This is a genomic window from Stenotrophomonas sp. PUT21 (assembly GCF_052232875.1).
Classification (GTDB): domain Bacteria; phylum Pseudomonadota; class Gammaproteobacteria; order Xanthomonadales; family Xanthomonadaceae; genus Stenotrophomonas; species Stenotrophomonas maltophilia_N.
In genome coordinates, this window is the sequence record NZ_CP197645.1 from 3998819 (window position 1) to 4016668 (window position 17850).

Consider the following 17850-nt stretch of genomic DNA (forward strand, 5'->3'; position numbering starts at 1 on the left):
TTTTTGTTCCAGGCGCAGCCGATCAGGCCGCCAGCGCGGCGTCGATCGCAGCCACCAGGCGGGCGTCATCGGCCGGCACGTCCGGTGCGAAGCGCGCGATCACCTGGCCATCGCGGCCGATCAGGAACTTCTCGAAGTTCCACAGCACGCCCGGGGCGGCGTTGACCACCAGCTCGGGGTACTTGGCCACCGCGCCCTGCAGCTTTTCACGCATCGGGCCTTCGCCGGTGGCGGCCGGCTGCGCGGCGGTCAGCTGCTGGTACAGCGGGTGGGTGTCCTCACCGGCGACGCTGATCTTGGCGAACATCGGGAAGCTGACGTTGTATTCCAGCTGGCAGAACTGCTGGATGTCCGCTTCACTGCCCGGCTCCTGGGCCAGGAAGTTGTTGGCCGGGAAGCCCAGCACTTCCAGGCCGGCGGCCTGCTTGTCGGCGTACAGCGCCTGCAGGCCTTCGTACTGGGGGGTCAGGCCGCACTTGGAAGCGACGTTGACCACCAGCAGCACCTTGCCGCGGTAATCGGCCAACGAGGTCGGCTGGCCTTCGATGGTGGTGACGGGAATGTCGTAGACGGTCTGGCTCACTGCAGATTCCTTGCGTTGGATCAGGGGAGGCACAGCATAGCCGTGCCGTGGGGAGGTCAGTCGACGCAGATCGTGCCCAGGGTCACGCCGCCATCGATGCGCTGGCGGCAGCCGAAGTTCTGGCTGACATCACGCTGGCAGACGCCACGCGCAGCCGTTCCCGGTGCGGCATCGCCGGTTGCCAGGCACTGGCCACTGCAGTCGGCCTTGGCGCTGCAGACCTTGCCGGCATCGGCGTAGGGCACCACGCACTGCACGCGCTGCAGGCGACCCAGCGGCTGCAGGCTGCCACCGGCGGCGGTGCATTCGGCGGCGCTCGGCGTGGCGGGCGTGGCGGGCGTGGCCGCGGTGGTATCGGCAGGCGGTGTGCTGCTGCACCCGGCCAGGGCGAACAGGAGGGACAGCATCAGAGTCAGACGCATGGGCGGTTCCTTGAAAGGTTGAAGACGGCAGGGAAAAGACGTGCCGCGCAGCATGCGCGATCACCTGCATGCACGGCGTCGGCGTTCACTCCTGCGCGGTGCTGGTCTCGTCGCCGGCCACGTCCTCGTCCTCGCCGCTCATGTCGCCGAGCAGGTCCTGGGTCTGTTCGCTGCCCAGCGTTTCCACGCTGCGCAGGCGGCGCTCGATGGTGCGGGTCTTGCGGCTGGCCTCGCCGAGGCTGCGGCCGACCGTACTGATCTGCTTCTCGGCCTTTTCCAGGATGCCGGCGAACTTGCCGAACTCGCTCTTGACCGCACCGAGCAGGCCCCACACTTCACTGGAGCGTTGTTCGATGGCCAGCGTGCGGAAGCCCATCTGCAGGCTGTTGAGCAGCGCGGTGACCGTGGTCGGGCCGGCCACCACCACGCGGTGGTCGCGCTGCAGCAGATCGATCAGGCCGGGGCGGCGGATCACTTCGGCGTACAGGCTTTCGGTGGGCAGGAACATCACCGCGAAATCGGTGGTGTGCGGCGGGGCGATGTACTTGTCGCAGATCGATTTGGCCTGAATGCGGATCGCGCGCTCCAGCTGCGCTCCCTGCACGCGCACCCCCTCGACATCGCCCTGTTCCTGCGCATCGAGCAGGCGCTCGTAATCTTCGCGCGGGAACTTGGAATCGATCGGCAGCCAGACCGGCGTGTCTTCGTGGCCGCGACCGGGCAGGCGCACCGCGATATCGACGATCTCGTTGCTGTCCGGGCGCACTTTGACGCCGCGCGCGTACTGCTCCTGGGTGAGCGTCTGCTCGAGGATGTTGTCCAGCTGCACTTCGCCCCAGCTGCCGCGGTTCTTGACGTTGGTCAGCACGCGCTTGAGGTCGCCCACGCCGGTGGCCAGCTGCTGCATTTCGCCGAGGCCGCGCTGGACCTGCTCCAGGCGCTCGGAGACCAGCTGGAACGAAGCCCCCAGGCGGGTTTCCAGCGTGGTCTGCAGCTTCTCGTCGACGGTCACGCGCATCTGGTCGAGCTTTTCGGCGTTGTCGCTCTGCAGGCTCTTGAGCTGCTGCTCCAGCGTGGCGCGCATCTCACCGATGCGCTGCTCGTTGCGCTGGGTCATCTCCTGCAGGCGCAGGCCCAGCGATTCGGCCAGGCGCTGCTGCGACTGCCCGGTTTCCTCACGGCCCAACCGTGCGTCATCGGCCAGGGCCTGGCGCAGCGCGGCCATGTGGCTGTCGGTGCGCGTGGTCAGTTCCACCAGCTGCTGGCCGAACGCTTCGATGCGCGCCTGCTGCTGTTGCCCGAACGCTTCCAGCTGCGCGCGCACTTCCTGCATGCGCAGCGCCAGCAGGTCGCCGGTGCGCTGCTGGCTGAGCGTGCTTTCCTCGCGGGCCTTGCGCGCGTCTTCGCCGAGCGCATCGCGCAGCAGGTCCAGGCGCTGGTCGGTACGGGTGGACAGATCGGTCAGCGCGCGCGCGAAGCTTTCCAGCCGGGCATCCTGCTGGCGGCCCAGGCCTTCGAGCTGCTCGCGCAGTTCGCTGCGGCCGATCCGCGCTTCCTCGCGCAGGGTCTGTTCGAGGTCGCCATGGCCGGAACGCCGCAGCAGCGCGAGCAGCTGCAGCACGAGGACGGCACACACCAGGCCGCCGAGAATGAGGAATTCGGTTTGCATGCGGCAAGTGTAGGCCGCGGCGGTCTCATTGGCTGCGCCGGCGTGCGGCCGCGGACCGCTTACAGGTGGGTGAACACCTGGTCCTTGGGCAGGCGCGACTTGGGCAGGTCGGCATTGAAGTTGGCCTCGCTGCCGTAGCCCAGCGCCACCAGCACCACGCTGGTCAAGCCGCGCTCGCCCAGGCCCAGTTCGGCATCCAGCACGGCCGCGTCGAAGCCTTCCATCGGGGTGGCGTCGATGCCGTGCACGCCGGCGGCCAGCAGCAAGGTGCCAAGCGCCAGGTAGGTCTGCTTCTGCATCCAGTGCTGCACGTCACCCAGCGTGTGGCGGTGCAGATCCACGTAGTGGTGCAGCGCCCCGCGCTGGCCTTCGCGCGCCTCGGGGGTCGGGTAGCGGCCGTCCGCGGTTTCCTGCTCGATCACCTGCGCCAGGTACGCATCATCGATGCCGGTGCGGGTGGCGAACACGATCACGTGCGAGGCATCGGTGATCTTGGCAGTGTTGTAGGGCTGGTCCGGCTGGGTGGCGCGCGCGATGCGGGCACGCGCTTGGTCAGTGCCGGCCACCAGGAAATGCCAGGGCTGGGAGTTCACCGAGGACGGCGCGTGGTGCAGCACGTCGAGCAGGTCGTGCAGCACCGCCGGCGGCAGCTTGCGGGCCGGATCGTAGGCCTTGGTGGTATGGCGGCGGCGAGCCACGGGGGCGAGGGTCATGTACGGGTAATCCATGGGGGATGGGAGGCTCAGAAACCTTCAAGCACGAGCTTGCCGCGGGCGCGGTGGCTTTCGATCAGGGCATGCGCCTGGCGCAGGTTGGCGGCGTTGATGCGGCCGTAGTGCTCGCCCAGCGTGGTGCGCAGTACGCCGGCATCGATCAGCGCGGCAACGCGTTCGAGCAGCTCGTGCTGGCGCTGCACGTCGGGGGTGTTGAAGCTGGAGCGGGTGAACATCGATTCCCAGTGCAGCGACAGGCTCTTGCGCTTGAGCGCCATCACATCGAGCTGGCCGGGATCGTCGATCAGTGCCAGCTGACCCTGCGGGGCGAGCACGGCGACGATCTGGTCATAGTGCTGGTCGGTATGGGTCAGGCTGGCGACGTGGCTGACCTCGGCGATGCCCAGGCGCTGCAGGCCTTCGCTCAGTGGCTGGGTGTGGTCGATCACGTGGTGCGCGCCCAGTGCATAGACCCAGTCCTGGGTATCCGGGCGCGAGGCGGTGCCGATCACGGTCAGGCGGGTGAGCTGGCGGGCCAGCTGGACCAGGATCGAGCCGACGCCACCGGCGGCCCCGATCACCAGCAGGGTCTGGCCTTCGCCACCGTTCTCCGGAATGCGCAGGCGGTCGAACAGCAGCTCCCAGGCGGTGATCGCGGTCAGCGGCAAGGCGGCCGCGGCGGCGTCATCCAGGCTGGCCGGCTTATGACCGACGATGCGCTCGTCCACCAGCTGGTACTCGGCATTGCTGCCAGCGCGGCCGATCGCACCCGCGTAGAAGACCGCATCGCCGGGCTGGAACAGCGTCACCTCCTCGCCCACCGCATCCACGATGCCGACCGCGTCGAAACCCAGCACGCGCGGCTCGGTGACCGCCACGCCGTTGCGGACCTTGGTATCGACCGGGTTCACCGAGATCGCACGGACTTCCACCCGCAGGTCGCGCGGGCCGGGCGTGGGGATCGGCAGGGTGATGTCCACCAGCGCGGCGGGGTCGCTGATCGGCAGGCCTTGCTGGGTATAGGCGACGGCTTTCATCGGGGGAGATCCGTTGGGGAAGACCGACAGCCTGCGCTTCACGGGCGGGTGGAGAAAGGCGCAAAATCGGGCAGCACTTTCACTGCTGGAATGAAAATGGTCCGGTTCGACGATCTCGCCCTGTTCGTCCGCACTGCCGCGCTGGGCAGCTTCTCCAACGCCGCGCGCGAGGCCGATCTGCTGCCCGGCCAGGTCGCGGCGGCGGTGGCCCGGCTGGAACGCGAGCTGGACCTGCGCCTGTTCGTGCGCTCCACCCGCAGCCTGCGCCTGACCGCCGAGGGCGCGCTGTACCTGCCCTATGCCCAGGAGGTGCTGGCCGCCCTGCGCGAGGGCGAGGCCCGGGTGCGTGGCGAGGATGCCGAACTGCGCGGCACGCTGCAGGTGGCGGCGCCGTCGGACCTGGGCCGCAATCTGCTGCTGCCCTGGCTGACCGAGTTCCGCGCCGCGCACCCCAAGCTGCAGCTGCGCCTGCAGCTGTCCGACCAGGTCGCCGATGTGTTCCGCGATCCGGTCGACATCGCGTTCCGCCTGGGCCGGTTCGACAACGCCAGCTATGTCGCCCTGCCATTGTTGCCCGGCAATCGCCGGGTGCTGGCCGCCTCACCGGACTATCTGGCCCGGCACGGCACGCCGGACAGCCTGGACGCGCTGAAGGAGCACCACTGCCTGCTCCACCAGCTGGCCGGGCGCGCGTATGACCGCTGGAGTTTCGAGGCCGATGGCCGGCGCACGGTGATCCCGGTGCGCGGCAACATGGTCTGCGACGATGCCGACGTGGTCCGGCGGTGGGCGGTGGCGGGGGAAGGCATCGTGTTCAAGTCGTGGCTGGATATCTGCGCCGATGTGCAGGCCGGGCGCCTGCAGGTGCTGCTGGACGGGGCAGGCGACAGCCTGCCGTTGAACCTGGTGTGCCCGCACCGCAAGCAGTTCTCCCCGGCCATCCGGCAACTGCATGCGATGTTCGCGCAACGGCTGCAGCCGCTGCTCGCCGGGTTGCCGGCCAGCGCGCGCTGACGCTATCGCCCGGGGCGCGGCTGCCGGACAATGCCCCTCCCCCCGTTGTCGAGTCGCCGCCATGCCGTGGATGGGCATCCAGGATCTGTGGACCTTTATCGCTGCCGTGCTGGTGTTCCTGGCCCTGCCGGGCCCGGGCACGTTCACCCTGCTCACCGCCACTGGCCGCGGCGGTGTCCGTGGTGGTTACACGGCACTGTTCGGCCTGCTGCTGGGCGACCAGATCCTGATGTGGCTGGCGGTGGCCGGGGTGGCCGCGCTGCTCAAGGCCAACCCCCTCGTCTTCCACGCGGTGCAGTACCTCGGCGCGGCCTACTTGGTGTGGATCGGCATCGGCCTGCTGCGCCAGCCGCGCGCCCAGGGCGAGGAAGGCGGCATCCGGCTCAAGCCCGGTCACTACTTCCGCCAGGCGGTGCTGATCAACCTGCTCAACCCGAAGGCGATCATTTTCTACATGGCCTTCCTGCCGTTGTTCATCGACCCGGCACGGCACCAGGGCGTGGTGACGTTCGCGACCATGGCGCTGATCATCTTCGTCATGGGCCTGGCGTACTGCTCGGTGCTGATCGGGGTGGGCAACCTGGCGCGCCGTCGGATTCTCCAGCACCCGCGGGTCGGGCTTTGGCTGCGGCGGGTGGCGGGGGTGTTCCTGGTCGGGTTCGGTGTGCGCCTGGGCGTGAGCGGCTGAGGCCTTGCAGGCGCGGTCCGGTTCACCGCGACCGCGCGGGTCGTGTTTGGCCGTAGATAGTCAGCGTCATCGCGACGGCCGCGTTTCATTCAAACCTTGAGATTCCCTCGCCTGCCGGAGCGGTGTTCAATCGGCAGCATCGCCCTGTCGCGAGGATCCGATGCCCGCCCCGATCTACTTCGTGCAGCACTTGAGCGGCCATGACGAGCGCCTGCTCGGCATGCACACCCGCCGCATCGATCTGGCCCACCCGGCCGTCACCCGCATCCTCGCCGGCCTCCATCCGGTGGACCGGGTCGATCTGCGCGCCTGCCTGTTCGACTGCCAGGCCAGCCTGGTGCGCGGCCTGCGTGATCGCATCGCGCAGGCCGAAGCCGCCGCACAGGGCTGGCGAGTGTTCGATGCGCGGGGCGTGCTGTGCTGCAAGCGCTTCCCCGGCGATGCGCAGGTGATCTATCCACAGGGTCATCCACCGCCGGGCGAGTGGGCGGGCGCGTTGCTTCCCGGCACGCGCTGAGCCGGCGCCGTCAGCGCCGCATCGCCTCGCGCAGGAAGTCGATGAACACCCGCAGCTTGGGCGCCATCTGTTCGCGCGCGGGGTAATAGAGGTGGAACCCGGCAAACGGCTGCTGCCAGTCCTGCAGCACGCACTGCAGGCGGCCGGCCGCCACATCGCCGGCGTACAACGCCTCGAACCCCTGGGCCAGCCCCAGGCCCTTGCGGACCGCCGCCTGGATCAGGCCGGCGTCGTTGAACACCAACCGGCCGGCGACCTCGACCTCGAAGTCGCGGCCATCGCCGGTGAACTCCCACGCCATCCGCCGGCCCGTGCTGAGCCGGTGCACGATGCACTCGTGCGCGACCAGATCGCCCGGGGTCGCGGGCACGCCGTGCGTGGCCAGATACGCCGGCGTGGCCACCACCACCTGGCGTTCCAGCGGCCCGATCGGCACCGCGATCATGCCGCGGGCCAGGCTTTCGCCCAGGCGGATGCCGGCGTCGAAGCCGCCGGCGACCAGGTCGGTTAGCGCGGTTTCCACGAACAGCTCCACCTCGATCTGTGGATAACGCGCCAGGAAGCCGGGCAGGTGCGGCAGCACCAGCAGTTCGGCGGCGATCCGGGGCACGTTGATGCGCAGCTTGCCGGCGGGAACGTCGCGCTGCTGGTCCAGCTCCTCGAAAGCGGCATCGATGCGCGCCAGGCCCTCGCGCACCTGCGCCAGGAAGCGCGCGCCCTGCTCGGTCAGGCCGACCCGGCGCGTGGTCCGCTGCAGCAGCCGAACGCCGAGGTGGGCCTCCAGCGCGCGCACCGTCTGCGAAAGCGCCGAGGGCGACACGCCCAGCGCATCAGCGGCCCGGGTGAAGCTGGCATGCTGCGCGACGCGGGCGAAGGCGACGACGGCGGGCAGCGGGTGTGGGGCACTCATTGTGAAGTCTGGCTTCAAGGACGATGCAGTGGCAGCCAGTTTATCCACATAGTGGGAAGGAGGAGGATGCGCCTGTCCCCCTTCCCCCCTGGAGTAACGCATGCAGACCCGCACCCTTGGCCGCACCGGCCCCACCGTTTCCGCACTCGGCCTGGGCTGCATGGGCATGAGCGCCTTCTATGGCGGCCGCGGCAGCGATGCCGAGTCCATCGCGGTCATCCACCGCGCGCTGGAACGCGGCGTCACCCTGCTCGACACCGCCGACATGTACGGCCCGCACACCAACGAAGTGCTGGTCGGCAAGGCGATCGCCGACCGCCGCGACCAGGTGTTCCTGGCGACCAAGTTCGGGATCAAGCTGGAGCCGAGCGACACCGCCGCGCGCAGTGTCGATGGCCGCCCCGAGTACGTGATCGCCGCCTGCGAGGCCAGCCTGCAGCGGCTGGGCGTGGACCACATCGACCTGTATTACCAGCACCGCGTGGACGCCACGGTGCCGATCGAGGACACGGTGGGCGCGATGGCGCGCCTGGTCGAGCAGGGCAAGGTGCGCTTCCTGGGCCTGTCCGAAGCGTCGGCCGGCACGATCCGCCGCGCCCACGCGGTGCACCCGATCACCGCAGTGCAGACCGAGTACTCGCTGTGGTCGCGCGATCCGGAAGACAACGGCGTGCTGGCGACCGTGCGCGAGCTCGGCATCGGCTTCGTGCCGTACTCACCGCTGGGGCGCGGCTTCCTGACCGGCGCGATCCGCAGCCCGGCCGATTTCGATGCCGATGACTATCGCCGCCAATCGCCGCGCTTTCAGGGCGATAACTTCGACCGCAACCTGGCCTTGGTCGAGGCGGTCACCACAATGGCCACCACCAAGGGCGTGAGCCCCGGGCAGCTGGCCCTGGCGTGGGTGCTGGCACAGGGCGAGGACCTGGTACCGATCCCGGGCACCAAGCGCCTGGCCTATCTGGAAGAGAACCTGGGCGCGCTGCAGGTGCAGCTCAGCGCCGACGAGCTGGCCCACATCAACGCCCTCTTCCCGGCCAATGCCGCCGCCGGCCCGCGCTATGCCCCCGCGGCGATGGCGACGTTGAACCGCTGAGGTCCACCGGCCGGATCGCGGGGCTCGATCCGGCCGATGCTGCCAGCAGCGTGCGCGGCAGCCAGACCGCCGGCCTTTATGCCGGTTTCGTCACCTTCGCCCCAGTCATGGGGACCGTGCAGCCGCTTACGACGCTTGGCAGTAGTAATGCTGCGCCGCGTTCGGTAAAACTCGCAGACTTGTCGTTCACAGTCATCCACCGCGAGGCCCCATGTCATTGCTCCGGCGCAAGTCCCTAGACACTGTCACCGTCCATGAAGCCGGCAGGCAATTGATCCCGACCCTGAGTTGGCCGCACCTGATCGCGCTGGGCATCGGCGCGATCGTCGGCACCGGCATCTACACCCTGATCGGCGTAGGCGCCAACCTGGCCGGCCCCGCCGTGCTGATTTCCTTCGCCATCGCCGGTGCGGTCTGCGCCTGCGCGGCGCTGTCCTATGCCGAACTGGCCACGATGATGCCGGCCGCCGGCAGCGCCTATACCTACAGCTACAGCGCGCTCGGCGAGGTGGTGGCCTGGGTGGTCGGCTGGAGCCTGATCCTGGAGTACTCGCTGGTGGTCAGCACGGTCGCGGTCGGGTGGTCCGGCTACGCGGTCGGCTTCCTGCATGGCTTCGGCATCGACCTGCCCTTGATGCTCAGCGCCGGCCCGCACGTGGAAGGTGGCTTCATCAACCTGCCGGCCGTGCTGATCACCTTCCTGGTGGCCGGCATGCTGATGGCCGGCACCAAGGAGAGCGCGACCCTCAACGCGGTGCTGGTGGTGATCAAGATCATCGCGCTGACCGTGTTCGTGGCGATCGCCCTGCCGCACTTCGATACCGGCCACATGGAGCCGTTCATGCCGTTCGGCTTCGTCAAGTCGCTGGGCGCCGATGGCGTCGAGCGCGGCGTGATGGCCGCTGCGGCGATCATCTTCTTCGCGTTCTACGGCTTCGATGCGATCTCCACCGCGGCCGAAGAAACCAAGAAGCCCGAGCGCGACCTGGCGATCGGCATCATCGGCTCGATGGTCGGCTGCACCATCATCTACGTGCTGGTGGCGCTGGCCGCCGTGGGTGCGATGAGCTACACGATCTTCGGCCAGAGCGCCGAGCCGCTGGCGCTGATCCTGCGCGAGCTGGGCAGCCCGGGCGCGGCCAAGTGGATCGGCGCGGCGGCGGTGATCGCCCTGCCGACCGTGCTGCTGGCCTTCCTGTATGGCCAGAGCCGCATCTTCTTCGTCATGTCGCGCGATGGCCTGCTGCCGCGTGGGCTGTCCAAGGTCAGCGCGCGCACCGGTACCCCGGTTGCGACCACGCTGTTCACCGCGGTGCTGGTGGCGGCCCTGGCCGGCGTGGCACGCCTGGATGAAATCGCCGCGCTGGCCAACGCGGGCACGCTGGCCGCGTTCACCGCGGTGGGCCTGTGCCTGGTGGTGCTGCGCAAGCGCGAGCCGAACCGCGTGCGCAAGTTCCGCACGCCGCTGGCCTACGTGGTCGGCCCGCTGGCGGTGATCGGCTGTGTGTACCTGTTCTTCAGCCTGCCCAGCACCACGCAGTTGTACTTCCTGGCGTGGAACGTACTGGGCCTGATCGCCTACTTCGCCTATGGCCGCCGCAATGCGGTGCTGGGCAAGGGCTGAGCGGACCTGCCGGCCCAGGGCCGGCTGAGCGTCAACATGAAAAAGGCAGGCCCAAGGCCTGCCTTTTTCTTTGTCGGTGCCGGTGGCGGTGGCGGTGCGGGACCTCCACCGCCGGCGCGCGAGGCAACGCCAGTACTCAGGGCTTCGCGGCGGCGGCGACCTTGCTGGCATGATCCTGCGCCTGCTGCATGACGCGCAGCAGGTTGCCGCCCCAGATGCCGGCGATCTGCTTCTCGCTGTAACCCTTGCGCAGCAGCCACGCGGTGATCTTCGGCAACTGGCTCACGTCGGGCAGATCGGCCAGGCCACCGCCGCCATCCCAGTCCAGCCCGATGCCCACATGTTCCGGGCCGACCACCTTGAGGATGTGCTCGAAGTGGGCGAAGAAATCGTCGAGCGTGGCCTTGCGCAGCGGGATGCGCTGGTCGATTTCCTCCAGCCCCTTCTTCAGCGCGACCCCCTGCGGGATGCTCATGCCGTCGTAATCGGTGCCGAGCTGCGCCATCAAGGCCGTCTCGGCCGCCTTGCGCGCCTCGCTTTTGCCGGTGTCGATCAGGTAACCGCCATAAGCGTTGACCTGGATCACACCGCCGGCCTTGGCCAGCTGCTTTAGACGCGCATCGTCGAGATTGCGCGGGTGGTTGTAGATCGCCTTGGCCGAACTGTGCGAGAGCACGAACGGCACCGGCATGCGCTCGATCAGATCATCGAATACCGCATCGGAGGCATGCGACTGATCGATGACGATGCCCAGCCGCACCGCTTCATCCACCAGCGCCTTGCCGGCCGGGCTCAGCCCCTTCCATTCGGCGCCCTTGGGATCGGTGGCCGAATCGGCGAACTCGTTGTTGGCGAAGTGCACGGTGCTGAGCAGGCGCAGGCCGGCCAGGTGGTAGTAACTGAGCAGCGTGGGATCGTCGACCAGCGGGCTGGCGTTCTCCATGCTGATGTAGACCACGCGCTTGCCGGCGGCCTTGATGCGCGCGGCATCGGCGGCGGTCAGCGCGAGCTGGAAGGTGTCCGGATGCGCGGCGAGCATCTCGCGGATTTCCGTCAACCGCAGCAGGCCGGCATCGCGGTCGTGCTGGTGCGCCTGCGCACTGCGGTCGCCCTGGTCGGTGTAGATGGCCCAGAAGCCGCCATCGAGCGCGCCTTCCACCATGCGCGGGTAATCCACCTGCGACAGGGCGTTGTGGTCGTGGCGCTGGGTGATGTCGAAGCCGTCGCGGTGGAAGTTGGCCGGCGTATCGAGGTGGCTGTCCAGGGTCAGCAGACGCTGCTGCAGCGTGGACGCCTTGGCCAGCTCCTGCGGGGTGAACTCGATCGCGTGGGCGGCCAGCGGCGTGCACAACGCCAGCGAAACCAGCAAAGACAGACTGCGCAACGTCATGACGCCTCACCTTGGTTGGGAAGCGTCAGACCATAGCGCTGTGGCGCCTGCCTGGGTAGGTACCGACCGTGGGTCGGTACCGGCAACATAGCGCACCGACCCACGGTCGGTGCCTACCGGCTGCGGGACGCGGCCGGGAACCGGGCGGTGTTCAGTCGACCACGCGGCAGAACACGGCCTTGAGGTAACGCGATTCCTGCACGTGGGCCATGAACGGATGATCCGGACCGGCGCCGGCCACTTTCAGGATCTGGATGGTGCGGCCGGCGTAGAACGCGGCGCGGCGCAGCATGTCCAGGAACTGATCCTCGGCCACCAGGCCGGTGCAGGAGAACGTGGCGAGCAGGCCGCCGGGCTTGACCACGCCGAGCGCCAGCTTGTTCATGTCCAGGTACTTCTTCAACGCGGTGATGACCTGGTCGCGGTCGCGGGTCATCTTGGCCGGGTCCAGGATCACCACGTCGTACTGCTCACCCCGGTTGGACGCATCGCGCAGCCACGGGAAGATGTCGGACTGGATGAACTTCGGGCGCACGTTGTTGAGCTTGGCGTTGCCCTTGGCGATGGCGATCACGTCTTCATCGATGTCGATGCCAACCACTTCGGCCGCACCGCGCGCGGCGGCATACACCGCGAAGCCACCGGTGTTGCAGCACAGGTCGAGCACGGTCTTGCCTTCCACCTGCTGGCTCAGCCACTGGCGGTTTTCGCGCTGGTCAGCGAAGAAGCCGGTCTTGTGCGCACCGGCCGGGTCGGCACGGAACTTCACGCCGTACTCGGTGATCACCGAGGCTTCGGTGGTGGTGTTGCCATGGAAGTCGAAGCTTTCCTGCTTCTGCACGTGCTCGTCGGCGAAGCTGTGGAAACGGCAGCCCGGGAACTGTTCGCGCAGGGCCTCGTAGACCCACTCGCGGTGGCGGAACATGCCGGCGGCGAAGAATTCGACCACGACCAGGTCGCCATAGCGATCCACGACCAGGCCGGACAGACCGTCGCCTTCGCTGTGGACCACGCGCCAAGCGTCGGAAACCTGGTCCAGCTTGAGCACCTCACGACGCAGCGACACGGCCTGGGCGATCTTGCGCGAGAACCAGCCGGCGTCGACCGGGATGGCCTGATCGGTCTCCAGGATGCGCACGGCGATCCGCGAGTGACCGTTGTAGAAGCCCCGCCCGATCCACTCCCCGTCCACGCCGACGACGTCGACGATGGCACCGGGTTTGGGACGGACGGCCGGCTTTTCGACCAGTTTCTGGAAGATCCACGGGTGGCTGGAGCGCCAGGCGTTCTTGAGGCGGACAACGGGGGCAGGGGTATTCATGTACGCATTGTATGACGCGGCACCGCATGCGCGCTGCCGCCCCACGGTCTGCTGCGCATACCGCGGGTCCCGTCATACCCGCAACCACACCCCCGCGCCTGCGGCGCTGCCCCCTGACTCAGGGGCGATCATTCAGCACGAATGGGGCATGGAAATCATTTGACGCCGGCCCCGGCACCCCGCAGAATCGGCCCCAGAAGGGGAGTAGCTCCCAGACGTTGTCGCCGTCAATTCGAGCCCGCAGGCTCCGGTGCAACGGCAGTCCCACCCATCGGGACTGCGAGCGAGACCTTCGCCGTATGGCGAAGCTCTGTCCCCGGATCCCCCCGATCCTCCGTTGCAGATCCTCGCCGTCCGGCTTGAGGCATTCTATTTTTCCAACGGATAAACCCAATGCAGACGATCGGTAATGTGTGGTTGTGGGGCGGCTTCGGCGCGGTGGTGATCATCGCGCTGCTGGTCGACCTCGTTTTGATGCGACACGGCGGACCGCACAAGGTCACCTTCAAGGAGGCCCTGTGGTGGTCCATCGGCTGGGTCGTACTGGCCCTGGCCTTCAACGGTGGCCTCTGGTACTACCTGAACGAGACCGCCGGCCAGGTGGTGGCCAACAAGGTCGGCCTGGAGTTCCTGACCGGTTACCTGGTCGAGAAAGCCTTGGCCGTGGACAACATCTTCGTGTTCCTGATGATCATGGGCTACTTCGCGGTGCCCGAGGAACAGCGCCAGAAGGTGTTGATCATCGGCATCCTGGGCGCGATCGTGCTGCGTACGATCATGATCTTCGCCGGCAGCGTGCTGCTGACCAAGTTCCACTGGCTGCTCTACGTGTTCGGCGCGTTCCTGCTCTTCACCGGCTGGAAGATGTGGTTCTCGGCCGGGAGCGAGCCGGATCTGGAGACCAACCCCGCTCTGCGCTGGATGCGCAAGCACCTGCGCCTGCTGCCGGACTATGCCGGCAACGCGATGAGCGTCATGCGCGATGGCAAGCGCTGGTTCACGCCGCTGTTCGTGGTACTGATCCTGATCGCGGTGACCGACGTGATCTTCGCGGTGGACAGCATCCCGGCGATCTTCGCCATCACCACCGACCCGTTCATCGTGCTGACCTCCAACGTCTTCGCGGTGCTGGGCCTGCGTGCGATGTTCTTCCTGCTGGCCGGCATGGCCGATCGCTTCCACCTGCTGCCGTACGGTCTCGCCCTGGTGCTGGCCTTCATCGGCATCAAGATGATGCTGATCGACCTCTTCAAGATCCCCACCCCGATCTCGCTGGGTGTGGTGGCAGTGATCATCGCCGCGACCGTGGTGCTGAGCCTGAAGAACCCGCCGAAGGAAGGCGGCCACGCCTGACCGACCGTACCGCCTGCGGGATTGTCCCGCAGGCGGTACCTCTCTCTCCCACGGCGTTGCCCTTGTGTTCATCCGGGGCGACGCCATCCCTAAGGGTATGAACGCCAACCTGCCCCAGCCCACCGGCGCGCCGCCGGTCCCGTCCCGCAACGACCGTGGTGGTGTACTGCGGGCGTTCAATCTGAGCCTGGCCTTCGTGCTGCTGCTGGTCGCGGTGTATACCGCCCAGGGCCATTTCGACTGGCGTCCGTGGGCCGTGGCCCCGCTGGACAAGGCCGGCCTGCTCGGCATTCTCGGTGCACCGCTGCTGCACGGCTCGATCCAGCATCTGGGTGCCAATGCGGCCGCCCTGCTGATCCTCGGCACCCTGGCCGGCAGCGTCTATCCCAAAGCAACGCTGCGCGCGCTGCCCCTGCTATGGGTCGGTTCGGGGCTCGGTGCCTGGTTGCTCGGCGATCTGGGCAGCCGCCATCTCGGTGCCAGTGGCATCACCCACGGCCTGATGTTCCTGGTGTTCGTGCTCGGCCTGCTGCGCCGCGACCGGCCGGCGATCGCGGCCGGGCTGATCGCGTTCCTGTTCTACGGGAGCATGCTGCTCACCATCCTCCCGCACGAACCGGGCGTGTCCTGGCAGTCGCACATGGGCGGTGCCTTCGCCGGCATCATCAGCGCACTGCTGTTCCGCCTCTCCGACCCGATGGCGCCACGCAAGCGCTACAGCTGGGAGGACGAGGAAGAAGACGACCTCGAGGCAGCGCGCGACGCCGATCTGGAGCCGCCCTCCCCGCCCCGGGTGCCGGTGCTGTGGCAGCCGCGCGAGGGCCGCGACTTCGTGGTGCTGCCGTTCCGGCGGCCTGATCAGGACCAGAACCGGTAGGCATCGACTGTTGGTCGATGCGCGCAGTGCCGATCACGAGCGTACCGACCAACGGTCGGTACCTACGGGGTTGCCGGCGTGCCGTCCCCATCCACCGCACGCCGGCCCAGCGCCGGGTCATCGGTGAAGAACGCATCGATGCCGGTGGCCAGGTAGGCCCGCATCTCGGCGACCGAGCCCTCGGCATTGCGGGCATTCGGCTCGCCCTTGCGGAACTCCGCGGCCTGGAAATAGTTCTCCGGCCGGAACGTATACGGCACCACCATCAATCCCGCTGCATGCGCATCGCGCACCAGCGAGGTCGGGGTGCCCAGCTTCCCCTGCGCATCCAGCGGGATGACCATGCGCAGGCTCGGGCCGATGCCGTCGGCATAGGTGGCCACCTCGCGCAGCCCGGCCGGGGTGATCAGGTCGGCATAGCGCTGGCTGCCCTTGGCGGCCAACACATCACCGGGCTGCTGCGTCGGATCGCCGAGCAGCTGCAGCAGGCGGATGTTGCTGTCACGGCCGAGCTTGCCGCGTAGGTAACGCAGGTTGCCGACCTCGAAGGACTGGATCGTCACCGGTGCCAGGCGCGTGTAGGCGTTGCCCTGCAGCGCGGCGACCACCTTGTCTTCCATCGGCAGGCCGATGCGCGTGAAGTAGGTGCCGTGCTTGATCTCCGGCACCAGCCCGATGCCGCGGTTGGCGCGGCCGGCCTGCTGCACCAGGAAGGCGATGATCTCGTCCAGCGTGGCGATGCGGAACTGGCCGTCGAAGGCGGTGCTGCGCAGCTGCGGCAGGCGCTCGCGGGCGTACAGCGTTTTCAGCTCGGCCAGGGTGAAGTCTTCGGTGAACCAGCCTTCGATGCGCTCGCCGTCGATGGTCTTGACGGTCCTGCGGCTGGCGAACTCGGGGTGCGCGGCCACATCGGTGGTGCCGCCGATTTCGTTCTCGTGGCGCGATACCAGCACGCCGTCCTTGGTCATCACCAGGTCCGGCTCGATGTAGTCAGCGCCGTCGGCGATGGCCTGCGCGTACGCGGCGAGCGTGTGCTCGGGCAGCAGCGCACTGGCGCCGCGGTGGCCGTAGACGGCCGCCTTGGCCGGCGTGGAGGAAGACGATTCAGCGCTCATGGCCACCGATGGTGCCACGGCCAGCGACACCAGCAACACACATCCCCACAACTGCTTGGACACTGCAGATCCCTGTCGATTAAGAACCGGGTCAGTCTGCTGCCAGGGTGTGACAGCGCGAAGAAAGGCGCCGCCTACTTCCCGATGCAGAAGCTCGAGAAGATCCGCCCGAGCAGATCATCCGCGCTCATCCGCCCGGTGATCTCCCCCAGCGCCTCATGGGCCAGGCGCAGTTCCTCGGCGGCCAGCTCCAGGTGCTCGTGGACCAGCTCCGATTCGGCGCGCTCGGCATGGCCGATGGCCTGGCTGATCGCCTCCACATGGCGGGCACGCGCGGAGAACTCGCCGTCCACGCTGTCGCCGGCACTGCCGCTGGCCAGCGCGCGCACGCGCGCGTGCAGTTGATCCAGGCCCAGGCCAGTCGCAGCCGAGACATGCACCACGTCCGCAGCGGCGTCGGACGGGATCGCGTCCAGCAGATCACTCTTGTTATGGATCCACAGCTGCTGCGGCACCTCGGCGATGCTGTCGCCCACCGCGTCGCGGCCCGCCTGCGGGTCGCGCGCATCGACCACCACGATGGCCAGGTCGGTGCGCTGCATCTCCGCACGCGCCCGGCGCATGCCTTCGCGCTCGATGGCATCGCCGCCTTCGCGCAGGCCGGCGGTGTCGACCAGGGTCAGTTCCAGCCCATCGATGCGGATGGTCTCGCGCAGCGTGTCGCGGGTGGTGCCGGCGATGTCGGTGACGATTGCCCGCTCGCTGCCGGCCAGCGCATTGAGCAGCGAGCTCTTGCCGGCGTTCGGCGGGCCCACCAGCACCGCGTGCAGACCATCGCGCAGCCTGCGCCCGCGTTCGGCATCGTCGCGCAGCCGGATCAGTGCCTGCAGCGCGGTGACCAGGCCACTGCGCACCTGCGCGCCGCCGAGGGTATCGAGCGGTTCGTCGGCGAAATCGATGGCCGCTTCCACGTGGATCCGCAGCAGAACAAGCTGTTCTGCAACCTCGTCCACGCGGCGCGAGAACACGCCGTCCAGCGAGCGGCGGGCCGCGCGCGCTGCGCGGGTATCACTGGCGGCGATCAGGTCGGCGATCGCCTCGGCCTGGGCCAGGTCGAGCTTGCCGTTGAGGAAGGCGCGCTCGCTGAATTCACCGGGCCGCGCCTGGCGCGCGCCCAAGGCGATGCAGCGCGCGACCAGCTGCTGCAGCACCACCGGGCTGCCATGCCCCTGCAGTTCCACCACCTCTTCGCCGGTGAAGCTGTTCGGCGCCGGGAACCACAGCGCGATGCCGTCGTCGATCACCTCGCCGGCCGCATCGCGGAAGCGCGCGTAGTGCGCGTGCCGCGGCTGCATCGCGCGCACGCCGATCGCCTCGGCGATGGGGCGCGCCTGCGGGCCGGACAGCCGCAGCATGCCCACGCCGCCCGCGCCGGGCGCGGTGGCGATGGCCACGATGGTGTCGGGGGCATGGGTCATGTCGGGCTCACTGCAGCAGGCGGGGAATCAGGGAGCATTCTAC

The 17850-nt window shown here is 68.3% G+C and carries 16 protein-coding genes and 1 pseudogene; 7 read left to right on the forward strand and 10 right to left on the reverse strand.

Going from position 1 to position 17850, the window contains the following annotated elements:
* Positions 1-22 precede the first annotated feature (22 nt).
* The 5 genes from ACTT2I_RS17930 to ACTT2I_RS17950 all read right to left on the reverse strand — a co-directional run bounded on the left by ACTT2I_RS17930 (position 23) and on the right by ACTT2I_RS17950 (position 4424).
* Positions 23-583, reverse strand: a complete 561-nt coding sequence (locus ACTT2I_RS17930) for a glutathione peroxidase (RefSeq protein WP_088435249.1) — start codon at positions 581-583, stop codon at positions 23-25.
* Positions 584-639: 56 nt separating this feature from the next.
* Positions 640-1005, reverse strand: a complete 366-nt coding sequence (locus ACTT2I_RS17935; protein ID WP_421100016.1) for a hypothetical protein — start codon at positions 1003-1005, stop codon at positions 640-642.
* A gap of 85 nt (positions 1006-1090) precedes the next feature.
* Complete coding sequence (gene rmuC / locus ACTT2I_RS17940; RefSeq protein WP_088435251.1) at positions 1091-2674, reverse strand: DNA recombination protein RmuC; 1584 nt, start codon at positions 2672-2674, stop codon at positions 1091-1093.
* 59 nt (positions 2675-2733) lie between these two features.
* Positions 2734-3387, reverse strand: a complete 654-nt coding sequence (nfsB, locus tag ACTT2I_RS17945) for an oxygen-insensitive NAD(P)H nitroreductase (protein ID WP_293978768.1) — start codon at positions 3385-3387, stop codon at positions 2734-2736.
* 29 nt (positions 3388-3416) lie between these two features.
* Positions 3417-4424 (reverse strand): zinc-binding alcohol dehydrogenase family protein, encoded by a 1008-nt coding sequence (locus tag ACTT2I_RS17950; RefSeq protein WP_421100017.1) that lies wholly within the window; start codon positions 4422-4424, stop codon positions 3417-3419.
* Positions 4425-4514: 90 nt separating this feature from the next.
* Between ACTT2I_RS17950 and ACTT2I_RS17955 the strand changes: the two are divergent.
* From ACTT2I_RS17955 to ACTT2I_RS17965, 3 genes and pseudogenes are all read left to right on the forward strand, one after another.
* Positions 4515-5482: pseudogene (locus ACTT2I_RS17955) on the forward strand (LysR family transcriptional regulator); the annotation flags it as partial.
* Between the two features lie 17 nt (positions 5483-5499).
* Positions 5500-6126: a leucine efflux protein LeuE gene (gene leuE / locus ACTT2I_RS17960; RefSeq protein ID WP_088435254.1), complete on the forward strand. Its 627-nt coding sequence runs from the start codon at positions 5500-5502 to the stop codon at positions 6124-6126.
* A gap of 160 nt (positions 6127-6286) precedes the next feature.
* The gene (locus tag ACTT2I_RS17965; RefSeq protein WP_421100018.1) at positions 6287-6643 is read left to right on the forward strand and encodes a hypothetical protein; all 357 of its coding nucleotides are present in this window, start codon (positions 6287-6289) and stop codon (positions 6641-6643) included.
* A 10-nt stretch (positions 6644-6653) separates the two neighbouring features.
* Here the strand turns inward: ACTT2I_RS17965 and ACTT2I_RS17970 are convergent, their stop codons facing one another.
* Positions 6654-7553: a LysR family transcriptional regulator gene (locus ACTT2I_RS17970; protein WP_293978753.1), complete on the reverse strand. Its 900-nt coding sequence runs from the start codon at positions 7551-7553 to the stop codon at positions 6654-6656.
* Positions 7554-7653: 100 nt separating this feature from the next.
* Between ACTT2I_RS17970 and ACTT2I_RS17975 the strand changes: the two genes are divergently transcribed.
* Together ACTT2I_RS17975 and ACTT2I_RS17980 are read left to right on the forward strand one after the other, a co-directional pair.
* Entirely contained in the window at positions 7654-8649 is a 996-nt protein-coding gene (locus ACTT2I_RS17975) for an aldo/keto reductase (protein WP_421100019.1), read from the forward strand.
* A 211-nt stretch (positions 8650-8860) separates the two neighbouring features.
* Positions 8861-10273, forward strand: coding sequence for an amino acid permease (locus tag ACTT2I_RS17980; protein ID WP_088435257.1), 1413 nt, complete (start codon positions 8861-8863; stop codon positions 10271-10273).
* A 136-nt stretch (positions 10274-10409) separates the two neighbouring features.
* On the opposite strand, the gene ACTT2I_RS17985 is transcribed toward ACTT2I_RS17980, so the two are convergent.
* Complete coding sequence (locus ACTT2I_RS17985) at positions 10410-11663, reverse strand: dipeptidase (protein ID WP_293978746.1); 1254 nt, start codon at positions 11661-11663, stop codon at positions 10410-10412.
* A 151-nt stretch (positions 11664-11814) separates the two neighbouring features.
* Positions 11815-12984, reverse strand: coding sequence for a class I SAM-dependent rRNA methyltransferase (locus tag ACTT2I_RS17990; protein WP_019184040.1), 1170 nt, complete (start codon positions 12982-12984; stop codon positions 11815-11817).
* A gap of 393 nt (positions 12985-13377) precedes the next feature.
* Here ACTT2I_RS17990 and ACTT2I_RS17995 point away from each other — a divergent pair, with 393 nt between their 5' ends.
* The gene (locus tag ACTT2I_RS17995; protein ID WP_088435259.1) at positions 13378-14337 is read left to right on the forward strand and encodes a TerC family protein; all 960 of its coding nucleotides are present in this window, start codon (positions 13378-13380) and stop codon (positions 14335-14337) included.
* A gap of 97 nt (positions 14338-14434) precedes the next feature.
* Positions 14435-15214 carry a rhomboid family intramembrane serine protease gene (locus ACTT2I_RS18000; RefSeq protein ID WP_421100020.1) on the forward strand — a complete coding sequence of 260 codons (780 nt, stop codon included), beginning with the start codon at positions 14435-14437 and terminating at the stop codon, positions 15212-15214.
* A gap of 62 nt (positions 15215-15276) precedes the next feature.
* Here the strand turns inward: ACTT2I_RS18000 and ACTT2I_RS18005 are convergent, their stop codons facing one another.
* Together ACTT2I_RS18005 and mnmE are read right to left on the reverse strand one after the other, a co-directional pair.
* Complete coding sequence (locus ACTT2I_RS18005) at positions 15277-16329, reverse strand: glycerophosphodiester phosphodiesterase (RefSeq protein WP_421100162.1); 1053 nt, start codon at positions 16327-16329, stop codon at positions 15277-15279.
* Between the two features lie 134 nt (positions 16330-16463).
* Positions 16464-17807 carry a tRNA uridine-5-carboxymethylaminomethyl(34) synthesis GTPase MnmE gene (mnmE, locus tag ACTT2I_RS18010; protein ID WP_421100021.1) on the reverse strand — a complete coding sequence of 448 codons (1344 nt, stop codon included), beginning with the start codon at positions 17805-17807 and terminating at the stop codon, positions 16464-16466.
* Between the last annotated feature and the right edge of the window lie 43 nt (positions 17808-17850).

Bases quoted from the DNA above. Each gene is read 5' to 3' on its own strand.
- nfsB (WP_293978768.1), bottom strand. From the start codon at position 3,387: ATGACCCTCGCCCCCGTGGCTCGCCGCCGCCATACCACCAAGGCCTAC.
- ACTT2I_RS17990 (WP_019184040.1), bottom strand. From the start codon at position 12,984: ATGAATACCCCTGCCCCCGTTGTCCGCCTCAAGAACGCCTGGCGCTCC.
- ACTT2I_RS18005 (WP_421100162.1), bottom strand. From the start codon at position 16,329: ATGAGCGCTGAATCGTCTTCCTCCACGCCGGCCAAGGCGGCCGTCTAC.
- mnmE (WP_421100021.1), bottom strand. From the start codon at position 17,807: ATGACCCATGCCCCCGACACCATCGTGGCCATCGCCACCGCGCCCGGC.
- ACTT2I_RS17950 (WP_421100017.1), bottom strand. From the start codon at position 4,424: ATGAAAGCCGTCGCCTATACCCAGCAAGGCCTGCCGATCAGCGACCCC.
- leuE (WP_088435254.1), top strand. From the start codon at position 5,500: ATGCCGTGGATGGGCATCCAGGATCTGTGGACCTTTATCGCTGCCGTG.
- ACTT2I_RS18000 (WP_421100020.1), top strand. From the start codon at position 14,435: ATGAACGCCAACCTGCCCCAGCCCACCGGCGCGCCGCCGGTCCCGTCC.
- ACTT2I_RS17935 (WP_421100016.1), bottom strand. From the start codon at position 1,005: ATGCGTCTGACTCTGATGCTGTCCCTCCTGTTCGCCCTGGCCGGGTGC.
- ACTT2I_RS17980 (WP_088435257.1), top strand. From the start codon at position 8,861: ATGTCATTGCTCCGGCGCAAGTCCCTAGACACTGTCACCGTCCATGAA.
- ACTT2I_RS17970 (WP_293978753.1), bottom strand. From the start codon at position 7,553: ATGAGTGCCCCACACCCGCTGCCCGCCGTCGTCGCCTTCGCCCGCGTC.
- ACTT2I_RS17985 (WP_293978746.1), bottom strand. From the start codon at position 11,663: ATGACGTTGCGCAGTCTGTCTTTGCTGGTTTCGCTGGCGTTGTGCACG.
- ACTT2I_RS17995 (WP_088435259.1), top strand. From the start codon at position 13,378: ATGCAGACGATCGGTAATGTGTGGTTGTGGGGCGGCTTCGGCGCGGTG.
- ACTT2I_RS17975 (WP_421100019.1), top strand. From the start codon at position 7,654: ATGCAGACCCGCACCCTTGGCCGCACCGGCCCCACCGTTTCCGCACTC.
- rmuC (WP_088435251.1), bottom strand. From the start codon at position 2,674: ATGCAAACCGAATTCCTCATTCTCGGCGGCCTGGTGTGTGCCGTCCTC.
- ACTT2I_RS17965 (WP_421100018.1), top strand. From the start codon at position 6,287: ATGCCCGCCCCGATCTACTTCGTGCAGCACTTGAGCGGCCATGACGAG.